At 73.3% G+C, this 13,642-nt stretch carries 15 protein-coding genes; 5 read left to right on the top strand and 10 right to left on the bottom strand.

Features of this window, described 5'->3' with window-relative positions; translation table 11 throughout:
• Window positions 1-27 precede the first annotated feature (27 nt).
• Together H030_RS0103980 and H030_RS0103975 are read left to right on the top strand one after the other, a co-directional pair.
• Complete coding sequence (locus H030_RS0103980; protein ID WP_027005174.1) at window positions 28-930, top strand: NAD(P)/FAD-dependent oxidoreductase; 903 nt, start codon at window positions 28-30, stop codon at window positions 928-930.
• A gap of 30 nt (window positions 931-960) precedes the next feature.
• Complete coding sequence (locus tag H030_RS0103975) at window positions 961-1,860, top strand: PfkB family carbohydrate kinase (protein ID WP_051221647.1); 900 nt, start codon at window positions 961-963, stop codon at window positions 1,858-1,860.
• A gap of 63 nt (window positions 1,861-1,923) precedes the next feature.
• Here H030_RS0103975 and H030_RS0103970 read toward each other — a convergent pair whose 3' ends face one another.
• The 3 genes from H030_RS0103970 to H030_RS0103960 all read right to left on the bottom strand — a co-directional run bounded on the left by H030_RS0103970 (window position 1,924) and on the right by H030_RS0103960 (window position 5,127).
• Window positions 1,924-2,367, bottom strand: coding sequence for a hypothetical protein (locus tag H030_RS0103970; RefSeq protein ID WP_027005172.1), 444 nt, complete (start codon window positions 2,365-2,367; stop codon window positions 1,924-1,926).
• Window positions 2,368-2,398: 31 nt separating this feature from the next.
• A complete protein-coding gene (locus tag H030_RS0103965; RefSeq protein ID WP_027005171.1) occupies window positions 2,399-4,246 on the bottom strand; it encodes a methyl-accepting chemotaxis protein in 1,848 nt (615 codons plus the stop codon).
• A gap of 68 nt (window positions 4,247-4,314) precedes the next feature.
• A complete protein-coding gene (locus H030_RS0103960; protein WP_027005170.1) occupies window positions 4,315-5,127 on the bottom strand; it encodes an SDR family oxidoreductase in 813 nt (270 codons plus the stop codon).
• Window positions 5,128-5,148: 21 nt separating this feature from the next.
• Here H030_RS0103960 and H030_RS0103955 point away from each other — a divergent pair, with 21 nt between their 5' ends.
• Entirely contained in the window at window positions 5,149-5,883 is a 735-nt protein-coding gene (locus H030_RS0103955) for an MOSC domain-containing protein (RefSeq protein WP_196808986.1), read from the top strand.
• Here H030_RS0103955 and H030_RS0103950 read toward each other — a convergent pair.
• The 4 genes from H030_RS0103950 to H030_RS29100 form a co-directional block, all read right to left on the bottom strand.
• Window positions 5,865-6,500: a TetR/AcrR family transcriptional regulator gene (locus H030_RS0103950; protein WP_027005168.1), complete on the bottom strand. Its 636-nt coding sequence runs from the start codon at window positions 6,498-6,500 to the stop codon at window positions 5,865-5,867. The genes H030_RS0103955 and H030_RS0103950 overlap by 19 nt on opposite strands.
• A complete protein-coding gene (locus H030_RS0103945; protein ID WP_196808985.1) occupies window positions 6,497-7,852 on the bottom strand; it encodes a cytochrome P450 in 1,356 nt (451 codons plus the stop codon). Before H030_RS0103945 ends, H030_RS0103950 begins: the two co-directional genes overlap by 4 nt.
• A 286-nt stretch (window positions 7,853-8,138) precedes the next feature.
• The gene (locus H030_RS0103940; RefSeq protein ID WP_027005166.1) at window positions 8,139-9,236 is read right to left on the bottom strand and encodes a citrate synthase 2; all 1,098 of its coding nucleotides are present in this window, start codon (window positions 9,234-9,236) and stop codon (window positions 8,139-8,141) included.
• A 12-nt stretch (window positions 9,237-9,248) separates the two neighbouring features.
• On the bottom strand, window positions 9,249-9,905 hold the full coding sequence (locus H030_RS29100) for a CGNR zinc finger domain-containing protein (RefSeq protein ID WP_231398355.1): 657 nt from the start codon (window positions 9,903-9,905) through the stop codon (window positions 9,249-9,251).
• 83 nt (window positions 9,906-9,988) lie between these two features.
• Here H030_RS29100 and H030_RS0103930 point away from each other — a divergent pair, with 83 nt between their 5' ends.
• Window positions 9,989-11,425, top strand: coding sequence for an amidase (locus tag H030_RS0103930; RefSeq protein WP_035125834.1), 1,437 nt, complete (start codon window positions 9,989-9,991; stop codon window positions 11,423-11,425).
• Window positions 11,426-11,491: 66 nt separating this feature from the next.
• Here the strand turns inward: H030_RS0103930 and H030_RS0103925 are convergent, their stop codons facing one another.
• From H030_RS0103925 to H030_RS0103915, 3 genes are read right to left on the bottom strand one after another with little or no spacing between them, the layout of a single operon-like run.
• Complete coding sequence (locus H030_RS0103925) at window positions 11,492-12,049, bottom strand: hypothetical protein (RefSeq protein ID WP_027005164.1); 558 nt, start codon at window positions 12,047-12,049, stop codon at window positions 11,492-11,494.
• Window positions 12,050-12,072: 23 nt separating this feature from the next.
• Window positions 12,073-12,954 carry an NAD(P)H-binding protein gene (locus H030_RS36285; protein ID WP_051221640.1) on the bottom strand — a complete coding sequence of 294 codons (882 nt, stop codon included), beginning with the start codon at window positions 12,952-12,954 and terminating at the stop codon, window positions 12,073-12,075.
• 15 nt (window positions 12,955-12,969) lie between these two features.
• Window positions 12,970-13,125, bottom strand: coding sequence for a hypothetical protein (locus tag H030_RS0103915; protein WP_155891822.1), 156 nt, complete (start codon window positions 13,123-13,125; stop codon window positions 12,970-12,972).
• A gap of 196 nt (window positions 13,126-13,321) precedes the next feature.
• Between H030_RS0103915 and H030_RS0103910 the strand changes: the two genes are divergently transcribed.
• Window positions 13,322-13,585 carry a 4Fe-4S dicluster domain-containing protein gene (locus tag H030_RS0103910; RefSeq protein WP_027005162.1) on the top strand — a complete coding sequence of 88 codons (264 nt, stop codon included), beginning with the start codon at window positions 13,322-13,324 and terminating at the stop codon, window positions 13,583-13,585.
• The last annotated feature ends 57 nt before the right edge of the window (window positions 13,586-13,642 follow it).

The raw sequence follows: 13,642 nt of genomic DNA, 5'->3' as shown, positions 1-13,642 counted from the left end.
TGTTGCGAGTGCGCCACCGTGTCTCCTATGGAATACGAGACGTACGACTGCGTCGTGGTCGGCGCCGGGGCCGCGGGGCTGAGCGCCGCGCTGGTCCTGGGCCGCGCGCGCGTGAAGACGCTGGTGGTCGATGCCGGCCAGCAGAGCAACCTGGCCTCGACGGGCATCGGTGGCCTGCTCGGCGCCGACCAGTCGCCGCCCGCCGCGTTCTACGCGCAGGCGCGTGCCGAGGTCGGCGGGTACGAGGCGGTGCAGCTGCGCGACGGCAGCGTCACCGGCGGCGCGCGCGGCGAGGACGGCGTGTTCGCGCTGACGCTCGCCGGCGGCGCCGAGGTGCGGGCGAGGCGCGTCCTGCTGGCGACGGGCATGACCTACAACCACCCGGACGTTCCCGGCTTCGCCGAGGCGTGGGGCCACGACGTCTTCCACTGCCCGTTCTGCCACGGGTGGGAGCACCGCGACCGGCCGCTGGGCGTGCTCGCCGGCGGCGGCTCCGGGCACCACCGCGCGCTGCTGCTGAGGCAGTGGAGCGACGACGTCACGTTGTACGTCAACGGCGAGGACGACGACCTGACGCCGGAGCAGCTCGACGACGTCTGGTCGCGCGGGATCGCGGTCGAGACGCAGCCGCTGGCGCGCTTCGGCGACGGCGTCGCGACGCTCGGCGACGGGACGACGAAGGCGTGCGAGGGCATGCTCGTGCCGGTGACGCTGCACCAGCGCTCGCCCCTGGCCGCGCAGCTCGGCGCCGAGCTGTCGAGCGAGGTCACGCCGCTGCACGCCGACGCGATCGTCGCCAACCCGATGCAGACCGGCCTCGCCGCCGCGGGCGACGCGGCGGGCATGATGCCCAGTGTCGCCAACGCGATCGCCGCCGGCTCCAACGCCGCCTCGATGATCGTCGGCTCGCTCGTCCTCGCCGCGCATTAGACTCCGCTTGATAGCGCTATCAAGACGACGGTGAAGGAGCAGCACGTGGCGGCAGGAGCGATCGTCTTCGCGGGTGAGGCGTTGGTGGACCTGGCGTTCGGCGCGGGTGGCGAGCTGGTGCCGTTGATCGGCGGCGGGCCGTTCACGGCGGCGCGGGCGGCGGCGCGGCTGGGCGCGGACGCGCGGTTCCTCGGGCGGCTCTCGACCGATCGCTTCGGCGGGCAGCTGCGCGCGGCGCTGGCGGACGATGGCGTCGGGCTCGACGCCGTGGTCAGCACCGAGGACCCGACGACGCTCGCGCTCGTCGAGCTCGACGACGCGGGCGTGGCGACGTACCGCTTCTACGTGGAGGGCACGTCGGCGCCGGGCCTGACCGAGGCGGCGCTGCCGGACGACGCCGCGGTGCTGTGCGTCGGGACGCTCGGGCTCGTCTTCGAGCCGTCGGCCTCGACGCTGGAGGCGCTCGTCGCCGCGACGCCGGAGGACGTGATGGTCGCGGTCGACCCCAACTGCCGCCCGGTCGCGATCGCCGACGAGGCCGCCTACCGCGCCCGCCTGGACCGGATCCTCGCGCGCGCCGACCTCGTCAAGGCCAGCGACGCCGACCTCGCCTACCTCCGCCCCGGCACCGCACCCGCGACCGCGATGCGCGACCTGCTCGCGCCCGGAGCGGCCGGCGTCGTGACCCTCGGCGCAGAAGGCGCGCTGATCGTCGCCGGCGACGCCGAGCCGCTGGCGATCCCCGCGCCGCGCATCGACCTCGTCGACACCATCGGCGCGGGCGACGCCTTCCTCGGCGCCCTCCTCTCCCGCTACGACGGCGAAGCAGCGACGCTCCACGCCGCCGCCACCTTCGCCGTCACCGTCGCCGCCCGCACCTGCGAGCGCGCCGGCTCCAGCCCACCGACCGCCGCGGAGATGACCGCCTAGCAGCATCCAAGTCGTCTCGCCCCCACATATCGGGGGCAGGACGACTTGGATCAGCGCGACGCGCTAGTCGTGCGAGTGGCCGTGGCCGCCGTCGTCGTCGTGCGAGTGCCCGTGGCCGCCGTCGTCGCCGCCGGCGATCGACTCCAGGAGCGACATGGCGGCGAGCTGGGCGGGCGTACCGGCGATCGAGCCGTCCTGCAGCTCCTCGAGCTGGGGCGCGAAGGTGACGTGGACGTTGACCTCCTCACCGCCGGAGTCCTCGAGGACGATGACGGCGCGGCCCGAGCCCTCGGGGATCCCGCCGCCACCGGTCAGCGCCTCGCGCGCGGCGGACAGCACCTCGACGGCGAGCTCGCGCCAGTGGTTGGCCGCCTCGACCTGCTCCTCGGGCGTCATGCTCGCGAGGTGGTGGCGGTTGCGCCCGGCGAGCGCCGACACGGCGGCCTCCACCGCCCGGGTCCCGAGCAGGGCGTCGGCGTCGATCGTCACGGGTCCATCGTTGGCCATGCGCCCATCCTGGCAGATGGGCGGACCGGGACTATCGCTCGGTCGTGAAGCGGGAGGCCAGCGCCTCGAGCCGGCCGGCGGTGTCGGCCAGCGACGCCGCGGCGGTCGCGATCTCGGTGGTGGAGGCGGACGTCTCCTGGGTCGACGCGCTGACCTGCTCGGACGACGCCGACGTCTGCTCGGCCACGGCGGACACGGCCGCGATCTCCTCGCGCATCGCCTCGGCGCTGCCGGCGATCCCGCCGACCGACTCGGCGATCGCCTCGACCCGCGCGACCATGTCGCTCACCGACGCGTCGATCGCGGTGAAGCCCGCGCGGGCGTCCTCGACGGTCCTGGTGCCCTGCTCGGTCCGCGTCGCGCCGTCCTCGACGACGGTCACGGCCCGCGCGGTCTCGTCCTGGATCTCGCCGATCAGCGACGAGATCGAGGCTGCGGCGGTCTGCGACTCCTCGGCCAGCTTGCGGACCTCGTCGGCGACGACCGCGAAGCCCCGGCCCTGGTCCCCGGCCCGCGCCGCCTCGATGGCGGCGTTCAAGGCCAACAGGTTGGTCTGCTCGGCGATCCCGGTGATCGCGTCCACGATCCCGCCGATCTCGGCCGACTTGGCGCCGAGCTGGCGGATCGCCTCGGTCGCCTGCGCCGAGGCGTTGCGCACGGCGGCCATCGCCTCGGTCGCCTCGGCCACCGACGCCCCGCCCTCGGCGGCGACGCGGCGCGCGTCGGTCGCGGCCCGCGCGGTCTCCTGCGCCTGCGACGCGCTCTCGGCGGACGCGCGCGCGACCTCGTCGATCGTGCCGGCGGTCGAGTTGACCGCCCGGACCTGGCGCTCGGCGCCCTCGACGACGTGCTCCATCGCGGAGGAGATCTCGTTGACGGCACGGCCGGTCTCACCCGACGTCGAGGCCATCTGGCGCGACGCGGCGGACACGTCGGAGGCGGCGGCGGTCATCTCGCCCAGCAGCTCCGACAGCGCGGCGCGCGACGAGTTGTAGGCCTCGACCGACGCCACCGTGTTGTCGCGGACCTCGTTGACGGCGCGGGCGACGTCGCCCAGCTCGTCGGCGGGCAGGCGCGTGATCAGCGGCGTGACCGGCGTGACCGTGCGGGTCAGGTCGCCCTCGGCGAGCCCGCCGAGCGCGCCGCGCAGGTCGCGGGTGCAGTTGTCGCGCAGCATCGCCAGGCGGTCGACGACGTCGGCGACCGTGCGGCGCACGCCGCGGACGATCACGAACGACGCGGCCGCGCCCGCCAGCAGCGCGAGGACGAGCAGGACCAGGACCGTGCGCTTGACCGACGACGCGCGGTCGGCGGCGGACGCGGCGGTCGCCTTGCCGAGGTCGGCCTTGGAGGCGAACAGCGCCTCGAACTCGGCGGTGACCGTGTTGCCGATCGGCGTGGTCTTGTCGACCGAGAGCGTGAACGCCGCGTCGGTGCGGCCGGCGTCCGAGAGCGCCAGCATCCGGTCGCGCGACGTGTTGTACTTGTCGATCGCGGCCTCCAGCTGCGCGAAGTCGCGCTTGGCGGCGGGGCGCACGAGCGTCGGGCGGACCAGCGCCAGCTCGTTGTCGACGGTGGCCGCGTTGGCGGCGATCGTCTTGGCCAGCTCCGCGCGGTCGGCGTCGGTCCTGACCAGCAGGTGCTTGAAGGCGAGCGCGCGGTTGAGGTTGAACGTGCCGCGCGCGTCGCCGAGGTTGCGCAGCGGCTCGACCGACTTCGTGTACTCCGCCTGCGTGTCGCTGGAGACGCTGTCGATCCCGTGGACGGCGACGAGCGTCACGATCGCGAGCACGGCGAGCAGCGCACCGGAGAGGCCGAAGAGCTTGACGGCGAGGGTGGCACGCGGCAGGCGGCCGCGTGCGGAGGCGGAGGAGGGCACGCCTCATGGTTCGGCGCGCGCGGGATCGCTCATCAGTCGCGGTGGCAGACCCCTGACAGGCTGGCGCGTCAGCGCTCGGCCGGAGCGAGCGCTGCAAGGGCACCGCGCAGGGGTGTGCCCAGGAGCGCCTGCGCGCGGGCGACGTCGAGCGCGCAGTCCCTCGGCCGCGACGGCGGCGCGGGCGCGCCGCGCAAGCGGTCCGGGTCCAGCCCGCGCGCGGCGACGATCAGGCGCGCCAGCTCCAGGCGCGAGACCGCGTCGGCGCCCGCGACGTTCAGCGGCCCGGCCCAGTCGAGGCTCGCCAGCTCCAGCAGCGCGGCCGCGAGGTCGTCGACCTGGACGGCGCTGCGGATCTCGTCGGAGTAGAACATCATGTCGCTCTCGCCGCGCGCGACGGCCAGCGGCGTGCGCTCCTGCGCGGTCGGCTCGGCGGGCGGCCCGGCGTAGATCAGCGACGTCCGGACCAGCACCGCGTCCGGCGCGGCGAGCGCCACGCGCGCCTCGGCCTCGGCCTTGGTCGCGCCGTAGGGCGTGACCGGCGAGACGACGTCCTCCTCGCGCAGTGGCCGGCCGAGCGAGCCGTCGAAGATCGCGTCGCTGGAGACGTGCACGAGCCGCGCGCCGACCGCGGCCGCCGCGCGCGCGACGTGCTCCGAGCCGTCCGCGTTGACCGCGTGCGCGCCGTCGCCCTGCACGTAGGCGGTGTGGATCACCGCGTCCGGCGCGGCCGCGCGCATCCCGGCGCCGACCGCCGCCGCGTCGCGGATGTCGAGCGCGGCGCGGCCCGCCCAGCCGGTCACGTCCCACCCGTCCGCGGCAGCGCGACGTACGACGACGCCGCCGAGATCGCCAGTGGCACCGGTCACGAGAAGCCTGGGCACGCGCCTTCTACATTACGGATGGTGCCGTCCGGAACCGTGACCTCGCTGCATCGCTGGCCCGTCAAGTCGCTGGGCGGCGAGGACGCCGACGCGCTGAACCTCGACGCGCGCGGGGTCGCCGGCGACCGCGCCCACGCGCTGTACGACACGTTCAAGGGCGCGCCGCGGCGGCTGACCGTGCGCCAGGTGCCGGGGATGCTGCGCTGGCACGCGTCCTACGCCGGCACGCCGGGCGGGGCGCTGAGCACCGACGACGTCCCGCTGCCGGTCCTGACCGCGCCCGACGGGACCGTGTTCCGCTGGGACGACCCGGACCTGCCGGCGGCGCTGAGCGACGACCTCGGGCGCGAGGTCACGCTCAAGCGCGACCTCGCGCTGATGCAGGACCTCAACAACTCCATCCTGGTCACGACCCAGGCGACGCTCGACGCGGTGGCGCGGGAACTCGGCCGCGCGCTGGACCTGCGCCGGTTCCGCACCAACATCCACGTCGTCCTCGACGACGACACGCCGCCGTATGCCGAGGAGTCCTGGGAGGGCCGCTCGCTCCGCGTCGGCGACGTCGCGCTCGACCTCCTGCATCCGTGCGAGCGCTGCGTGATCCCGACGCGCGACCCCGACACACAGGTCAAGGACCCCAACATCCTCAAGTGGCTCACGCGCGAGCACCGCGGGCTGTTCGGGATCAACGCGCGGGTGGGCGGGGACGGTGTCCTCGGCACCGTGCGCGTCGGCGATCAGGTCGCGCTGGCCTGACCCGCGCGCGCCGCCGCGCCCAGGGCGAAGATCTCCAACATGGTGGAGAACAGGTCGTCCGGCACCGCCTCCGGCGCGACCAGGCGCTCGAAGCCCACGCCGTTGGCCATCGCCACGATCATCGCGGCCAGCTGGTCGAACGGCACGCCGGGATCGAAGCCGCCGGTCTCCGAGCGCGCGCGCAGCAGGTCCGCCATGCGCTCGCGCATCGTCGCGTAGTGCGCGCTGAGCTTGACCCGGAACGCCTCGTCACGCGACGCGTGCAGCGCGGCCTCGACGAACAGGCGCTGCCAGTCCGGGTCGCTGCCCAGGAAGTCCACGAAGTCGCGGCCGGCGGTGCGCGCCTGGATCTCCGGCGGCTCGTCGGTGGACATCGCGCGCTCCATGTCCTGCAGCCGCCGAGCGAAGCGCTCGTCGAGCATCTCCAGGAACAGCGCCTCCTTGGACCCGAAGTTCGCGTACACCGCGCCCTTCGTGAAGCCGGCGTCGGCGGCGACCTCGTCGACCGACGCCTGGACCAGGCCGCGCCTGGCGAACACGCGGCCCGCCGCTTCCAGCAGGCACCTGCGCGTGTGCTCCTGGCGCTCCTTGCGGGTCAGGCGCTGCGGTTCGCTCACGAGGCGATGATCTCAGCCCCGCGCCCCGGAACGAGCGTGATGACCCGACGGCCGACACGCTCGGACACGGGGGCTGCGGGCCGTAGGCTCACGTTGCGGACGATCGCGCCGAGCACGGCGCGCATCTCGGTCTCCGCGAAGCTGGCGCCGAGGCAGCGGCGGATGCCGCCGCCGAACGGCAGGAAGGTGTAGGGGTTGGGTCGCACGCCGAGCCAGCGCTCGGGCTTGAACGCCGCCGGGTCGGGATAGATGTCGGCGCGGCGGTGCATCAAGTGGATCGACGGCGCGACCCTGGCGCCCGCGGGCAGGTCCCAGCCGCCGATCGTCTGCGGCTCCTGGAGCTTGCGGCCGACGAACGGGATCACCGGGCGCAGCCGCAGCGTCTCGCGGATCACGGCGTCGACGTACTCCTCCGACTTGCCCTCCCGCACCTCGGCCGTCAGGCGCTCCAGCGCGTCCGGGTGGCGGGTCAGGCGCTCCAGCGCCCAGGCGAGCGCGGTCGCGGTCGTCTCGTGGCCGGCGACCAGCAGCGTGACGAGCTCGTCGCGCAGCTCGGTGTCGTCCATCGGCGTGCCGTCCTCGTGGCGCGCGAGCAACAACATCGACAACACGTCGTCGCGATCCTCGAGGTCGTCGCGGCGCTTGGCCTGGGCGATGACCTTCTGGATCGTCGCGTTCATCGGGTCCAGCACGGCGGCGAAGATCCGCTTGTTGTCCGCCTTGACCGGGCCGTGGAAGAGCAGCTTGCGCATGACCCTGCCGTCGACCGACGCGTCGAGGAACGTCCGGAGGTTCGTGCGCAGCTGGGTGAGCAGCGGGTCGCCCTCGTCGATGCCGAAGACGATCCGCATGATCACCTCGAGCGTCACGCCCTGCATCCGCGGGTGCGCCCTGAACGGCACGTCGCGCGGCCACGCGGCGACGTCGCGCTCGGCGATCTCGGTCATCAGGTCGACGTGGCGGCGCATCTTCTCGCCGTGGAACGGCGGCAGCAGCAGGCGCCGCTGACTGAGGTGCTGGGCGCCGTCGAGCAACAACACCGACTTGGATCCCAGGAACGGGAGCAAGATGATGTTGCTGATCCCGGCGTGGTAGATCGCCGGGTCGCCGGTGAAGACCTGCTTGATGTCGGCGGGGTCGGTCATGACGACGAACTCGTCGCGGCCGAGGTCCATCCGGAACGTGTCGCCGTACCTGGCGCGGGCCCGCTCGATGAACGGGAACGGGCGGCTGAGCCAGCCGAGCGTCTGGATCGGCATCGGCATCCTGATCCGCGGCGGGAGGCCGGCGTGCCTCGGAGCGGCGGCGGGAGGCGGCGGCGGTGCGGGCGCTTCGGCGGTCGTGGCAGCCATCAGATACTGGACGGTATCCGGATACTGACCAGAATGTCAAGAGTGCCGCTGGCCGTGCTGCGCCCTCACACCGTTCATAAACACGCAGCACCACTGCGCGGTTTCCGATACACACAAGTGTCGATTTGCACATAGCTGTGTGTTCGTCTACGGTTGGTCGTGCGCTGGACCATCGACCCGCGCAAGCTGCGCCGACCCACACATATAGGTCGCGCAGCCTCTTCCGCAGGTGCTGGCGCCCGGGTCTCCCCGGGCGCCGGTGCGAGATGGTCCGGCCGGCGCGCCGCTAGGCGCCCGGGACCTCGGAGACGGGCCGCGGGCCCGGGCCGACGTACTTCGCGGTCGGGCGGATCAGGCGCGCCTCGCGCTTCTGCTCCAGGATGTGCGCCGACCAGCCCGCGACGCGGGCGCAGGTGAACATCGAGGTGAACAGCTCCGGCGGGACCTCGGCGGTGTCGAGGACGACCGCGGACCAGAACTCGACGTTCGTCGCCAGGACGCGGTCCGGGCGGCGGGCCTTGAGCTCGGCGAGCGCGGCCTGCTCCAGCGCCTCGGCGACCTCGAAGCGGGCCGACCCGATGTCCTTCGCGGTCCGGCGCAGGACACGGGCGCGCGGGTCCTCGGCGCGGTAGACGCGGTGGCCGAAGCCCATCAGCCGCTCACCGCGGTCCAGCGCGTCCTTGACCCACTTGTCGGCGTCGCCGAGCTGCTCGACCTCGTCGAGCATCTTCAGGACGCGCGACGGCGCGCCGCCGTGCAGCGGGCCGGAGAGCGCGCCGATCGCGCTCGACAGCGCGGCGGCGACGTCGGCGCCGGTCGAGGCGACGACGCGGGCGGTGAACGTCGAGGCGTTCATGCCGTGCTCGGCGGCGGAGATCCAGTAGGCGTCGACCGCCTTGGCGTGGTCCGGGTGGGCCTCGCCGCGCCAGCGCAGCAGGAAGCGCTCGGCGAGCGTGCTGCCCTCGTCGATCGTCGCCTGCGGGACCCACGGCTTGCCGAGGCCGCGCGCGGACTGCGCTACGAACGACAGCGCCATGACCGAGGCGCGGGCAAGATCGGTGCGCGCCTGCTCGTCGCTGATGTCGATCAGCTGCTGCAGGCCCCACTCGGGCGCCAGCGCGGCGATCGCCGCCTGGACGTCGACGCGCGGGTCGCCGCTGCGGATCGTCAAGGGGTGCTGCTCGGCGGGCGCCAGGCCCGGGTCGAAGTCGCCGTCGACGAGCAGGCCCCAGACCTTCTCGTAGGGGACGGTGCCGACGAGGTCCTCGATGTCCACGCCGCGGTAGCGCAGCGCGCCGCCTTCCTTGTCGGGCTCGGCGATCTCGGTCGCGAACGCGACGACGCCCTCCAGGCCCGACTGCACGCCTTCGATGGTGGTGCTCATCTCTGAGTTCTCCTAGTCCTTGCTCGTTGTTGAAGTTGTTGTTGTTGCGCGCTGGCGCTCGCGGTGGCGGCGCGCCTTGGTCGCGTTGCCGCAGGTGCGCATCGAGCACCAGCGGCGGCGGCCGCCCGGCGAGCGGTCGAAGAAGCGCCCGGAGCACGTCTCGCTCGCGCAGATCCGGATCCGCGCGCTCTGCGCGGGGGTGCCGAGCATCTGCGCGGCGTCGAGGGCGATCATGCCCAGCGCGCGGCGCGGCGAGTCGGCGGCGGCACGCTCGGCCAGCAGGGGCGCGCCGGTCGCCGGGTCGATGACGAGCTGCGGGCGCGTGCCCGCGAACGCGAGCCACTCGTCGACCAGCGCGATCGCGGCGGGCGGCGGCGCGGCGGGCGTCCCGGCGATCGCGGCGACCAGCAGCGCGTCGATCGCCTCGCGCAGCTCGCGCGCCTGCTCGAGGACCGTGGCGGTCACGGGCTCCGGGTGGTCCATCACGCCGGCGCGAACCAGCCAGGTCGTGAGGTCGTCGGGCGTGACGAGCGTCTCGACGCCACGGCGCCAGCGCTCGCGGTGGGTGTTGACGAGGTCGACCGCCGGGCGCCCGCCGGACCAGTACCACCACGGCTCGCCGGTGGCGAGCGGGAGGACGAGCTCCTCGGGGAGGTCGCGGTCGGGCACGGCCGACATGTAACCACATGACATGTTGCCATGTGGTTACTACGCGGGGCGCGTGTCTGGACACCGCCGTTAGTGTCCGCCCCATGTCCACCGCCGCCGGCGCCGATCTCCTGTTCCGCCCTGTCCACGAGCTCGCCGCGATGGTGCGGTCGGGCGAGCTGACCGCGCGCGAGCTCGTCCAGGCCTCCCTCGACCGGATCGAGGCCCTCAACCCCACGCTCAACGCGTTCGTCGACGTGTTCGGCGAGGACGCGCTCGCCGAGGCCGATCAGATCAGGCCCGGCGACCCGCGGCCGTTCGCGGGCGTCCCGATCGCGATCAAGAACAACCGCGCGGTCGCGGGCCGGCGGCTGACGTTCGCCGCGAACCTGATCGGCGACTTCGTCGCGCCCTACGACCACAACGTCGTGCTGCGCCTGAAGGCCGCGGGCTTCATCGTCGTCGGCACGACGACGCTGCCGGAGTGGGGCATCCTGCCGACCACCGAGACCGCGCGCTTCGGCGCGACGCGCAACCCGTGGGACCAGTCGCGGACGCCGGGCGGCTCCAGCGGCGGCAGCGCGGCGGCGGTCGCGTCCGGGATGGTCCCGATCGCGCACGCCAACGACGGCGGCGGCTCGACGCGGATCCCGGCGGCGTGCTGCGGGCTGGTCGGGCTCAAGCCGCAGCGCGGCCGGATCTCGACGGCGCCGGAGGCGGGCGAGATCTTCCTGGTCAGCGACGGCGTCCTGACGCGCAGCGTGCGCGAGACCGCCGAGGTGCTCGACGTGCTGCACGGGCCGGCGCTGGGCGACATGAGCTGGGCGGCGCCGCCGGCCGAGGCGTTCGCGGCGTCCGCGGGCCGCACGCCCGGCAAGCTGCGGATCGCGATGACGTCGCTGTCGCCGGTCCCGGACGCGCCGATCGACCCGGTCGCGATCCAGGCCGTGCAGGACGCCGCGGCGTTGTTGGAGTCCTTGGGTCACGAGGTCGTCGAGGCCGACCCGCCGTGGTCGCGGCCGGAGCTGTCGGCGGTCTTCACCGCGTCGTTCGGGCCCGCGGTCTGCACGCAGATCAGGCTCGCGGAGATGATCGCGGGGCGCGAGGCGACGGCCGGCGACATGGAGGCGTTGTCGTGGGCGCTGTACGAGCTGTGCAAGGGCATCAACTCGGTCGACGCGCTGCTGGCGAACTTCCAGCTGCACGGCGTCGGGCGTGAGCTCGTCACGTTCGTCGATCAGTACGACGTCCTGATGACGCCCGCGCTGGCCGAGGCGCCGCTGCCGCTGGGGACGCTCAACCCGCAGGACGAGAGCGACCCGCTCGGCGCGTTCACGCGCAGCGCGCTGTTCACGCCGTACACGCCGCCGTGCAACATCAGCGGCCAGCCGGCGATCTCGCTGCCGCTCTTCCAGCGCGACGACGGCCTGCCGCTCGGCGTCCAGTTCATCGGCCAGCCCGCGCAGGAGGGCGCGCTGCTCGCGCTCGCCGCCCAACTCGAGGAGGCCAACGACTGGACGGACCGCCGCCCGGACCTGTAGGCCGCTCGGCCGGTGCAAGTCGTCTCACCCCCACTATGTGGGGGCCAGACGACTTGCACCTCGCGCCTAGCCTTCGTCGTTCGAGTCGGGCCCGTCGACGGGCTCGCACTGGGGGTCGGCCTGGCCGGGGCCGGTGCCGGGCTTGCAGTCGGGGTCCTGGCCGGCGGACGAGGAGCCGCTGGACTTCGTGGTCGACGTCGAGGTCCCGCCGTTGTTGGTGGTGTTGGTCGACGTGTTGTCGTCGTCGCCGGAGGTGCCGCCGCTGACGTTGTCCTCGGGCGCCGCGTTGCCACCGGTGGCCGGCGGCGTCGTGGTCGTCTTGGCGGTCGACGTGGGCGAGCCCGAGGGCGAGCCGCCGGGGACGGTCGACGTCCCGCCGGGCGTGGCGGTCGAGCCGGGCGCGTCGGTCGAGGCCGGGACGGCCTCGCTGCTCTCGTCGGTGATCGCGGGGTTGTCGACGTTCGGGTTCGTCTCGCCGTCGGCGGTCGACTGCGTGGTCTGCGTGGTGTCGCTCGACGACGAGGAGCCGCCGCAGCCGGCGATCGCACCGGCGCCGCCGCCGAGGGCGAGCACCGCCAGGAGCGCGGCCGCGCGCGAGTTCAGGGTCGGGGTGGGGAACGGCATTCCCCTCACCTCTAGCAGGCGAGTCAGTCGTCCAGCTTAAGGACGCTGCGCATGGGTTCCGGCCTGACGCCCAGGATCTGCGCGTCGGTGGTCCCGCGGGAGGTCAGCATGGAGACCTCCATCAGCTCGGCTTCGTCCCATGTGGCGGGCGCCTTGGACTTCAGCAGCGCCTCGGTGGCGCGCAGCGTCCGGGACACGATCGGCGTCGGGACGCGCAGCAGCGGGCGCGGGCGGCCGGCGGCGGCCAGCAGCAGCTCGGTGATCTCCGTGTAGCTCAGCGTGTCCGGGCCGGCCAGCTCGTAGCGGTCCTCGCCGGGGCGGACCGCGCCGAGCAGCGGCAGGACGCACTCCGCGACGTCCTCGGCCCAGATCGGCTGGTAGCGCGCGCGGCCGTTGCCGCTGATCGGGACGATCGGCGCCAGCGCCATCCGCGACAGCAGCGTGCTGAACGGGTCGCCGGGCGCGTAGATGATCGACGGCGCGACGATCACGGACTCCAGGTCGGCGGCCAGGACCGCCTCCTCCGCCAGCGCCTTGGCGCGCAGGAAGCGCGTCCGGTCGTGGGCGGTCGCGCCGAGCGCAGAGAAGAAGATGAAGCGCCTGACGCCCGCGGCCTCGGCGGCCTGGACCATCCGCCACGTCGCGATCCCGTTGAGCTCCTCGATCGACCCGCGCGGCTGGTCGCGGATCGCGGCCGCGAGGTGCACGACGGTCGTCACGCCGCGCAGCGCGTTGCGGAACGACGGCGGGTCGGCGAGGTCGCCGAGCGCGATCTGCACGCGCACACGGTCCTCGCCCAGGCGCCGCGGATCGCGGACCAGGCAGCGGACGGGCTTGCGCGCAGCGGTGAGGCGGCGCAGGAGCCGGGAGCCGACAAGGCCGGTGGCGCCGGTGAGCAGCAGCATGAGCTGCCTCGCAGACTATGGGAGCACGTGGGCGAAGAGCGCCAGGCAGGTGAGGATCGCGACGATGTCGGCGATCAGCCACGCGGCGCGGGCGGTGAGCCAGCGCGCGAGGCGTCGCCGCCGGGTCGTCCGGGCGGGAGCATGTGTCGATGAGATGGGTGGCGTCGCCATGTGCGGTATGTCGTGCGTCACCCTCAGCCACCGCCCATTGTGGTGGTGGTTTGGAGGGATGAGCGCGCGATGGGAGAAGTGCATGGCTTCTGTCCCTCCTGGCGCAGCGAAGCTCCAACGGACCGCGGGAACACCTCGGCGGAGCGTTTGGCAGAATGCCGCGTCCAACCCCCGTTCGAAACGCACGAGGAACTTCATGGCGTACGTGATCACCGAGCCCTGCATCGGCACCAAGGACAACTCCTGCGTCGAGGTCTGCCCGGTCGACTGCATCCACCCGACCCCGGACGAGCCCGACTACGACTCGGTCGAGATGCTCTACATCGACCCGGAGGAGTGCATCGACTGCGACGCCTGCGTCGAGGCCTGCCCGGTCGACGCCTGCTTCGCCGAGGACCAGGTCCCGGACGAGTGGAACAAGTTCGTCCAGATCAACGCGGACTACTTCAGGAAGCCGTAGAGCTTTCTCCACCGACTTTGTAGGCTTTGCCTCCTCACCGTCAACGAGGAGGCAAGG

This window comes from Conexibacter woesei Iso977N, from assembly GCF_000424625.1.
GTDB classification, from domain to species: Bacteria; Actinomycetota; Thermoleophilia; order Solirubrobacterales; family Solirubrobacteraceae; genus Baekduia; species Baekduia woesei_A.
This window is presented reverse-complemented; position numbering and strand designations above follow the sequence as displayed.

What these genes read in the sequence shown, in the direction of transcription:
- H030_RS0103945 (WP_196808985.1), bottom strand. Translation starts at nt 7,852, where the DNA reads ATGGCTGCCACGACCGCCGAAGCGCCCGCACCGCCGCCGCCTCCCGCC.
- H030_RS0103910 (WP_027005162.1), top strand. Translation starts at nt 13,322, where the DNA reads ATGGCGTACGTGATCACCGAGCCCTGCATCGGCACCAAGGACAACTCC.
- H030_RS0103925 (WP_027005164.1), bottom strand. Translation starts at nt 12,049, where the DNA reads ATGCCGTTCCCCACCCCGACCCTGAACTCGCGCGCGGCCGCGCTCCTG.
- H030_RS0103915 (WP_155891822.1), bottom strand. Translation starts at nt 13,125, where the DNA reads ATGGCGACGCCACCCATCTCATCGACACATGCTCCCGCCCGGACGACC.
- H030_RS0103930 (WP_035125834.1), top strand. Translation starts at nt 9,989, where the DNA reads ATGTCCACCGCCGCCGGCGCCGATCTCCTGTTCCGCCCTGTCCACGAG.
- H030_RS0103980 (WP_027005174.1), top strand. Translation starts at nt 28, where the DNA reads ATGGAATACGAGACGTACGACTGCGTCGTGGTCGGCGCCGGGGCCGCG.
- H030_RS0103970 (WP_027005172.1), bottom strand. Translation starts at nt 2,367, where the DNA reads ATGGCCAACGATGGACCCGTGACGATCGACGCCGACGCCCTGCTCGGG.
- H030_RS36285 (WP_051221640.1), bottom strand. Translation starts at nt 12,954, where the DNA reads ATGCTGCTGCTCACCGGCGCCACCGGCCTTGTCGGCTCCCGGCTCCTG.
- H030_RS0103940 (WP_027005166.1), bottom strand. Translation starts at nt 9,236, where the DNA reads ATGAGCACCACCATCGAAGGCGTGCAGTCGGGCCTGGAGGGCGTCGTC.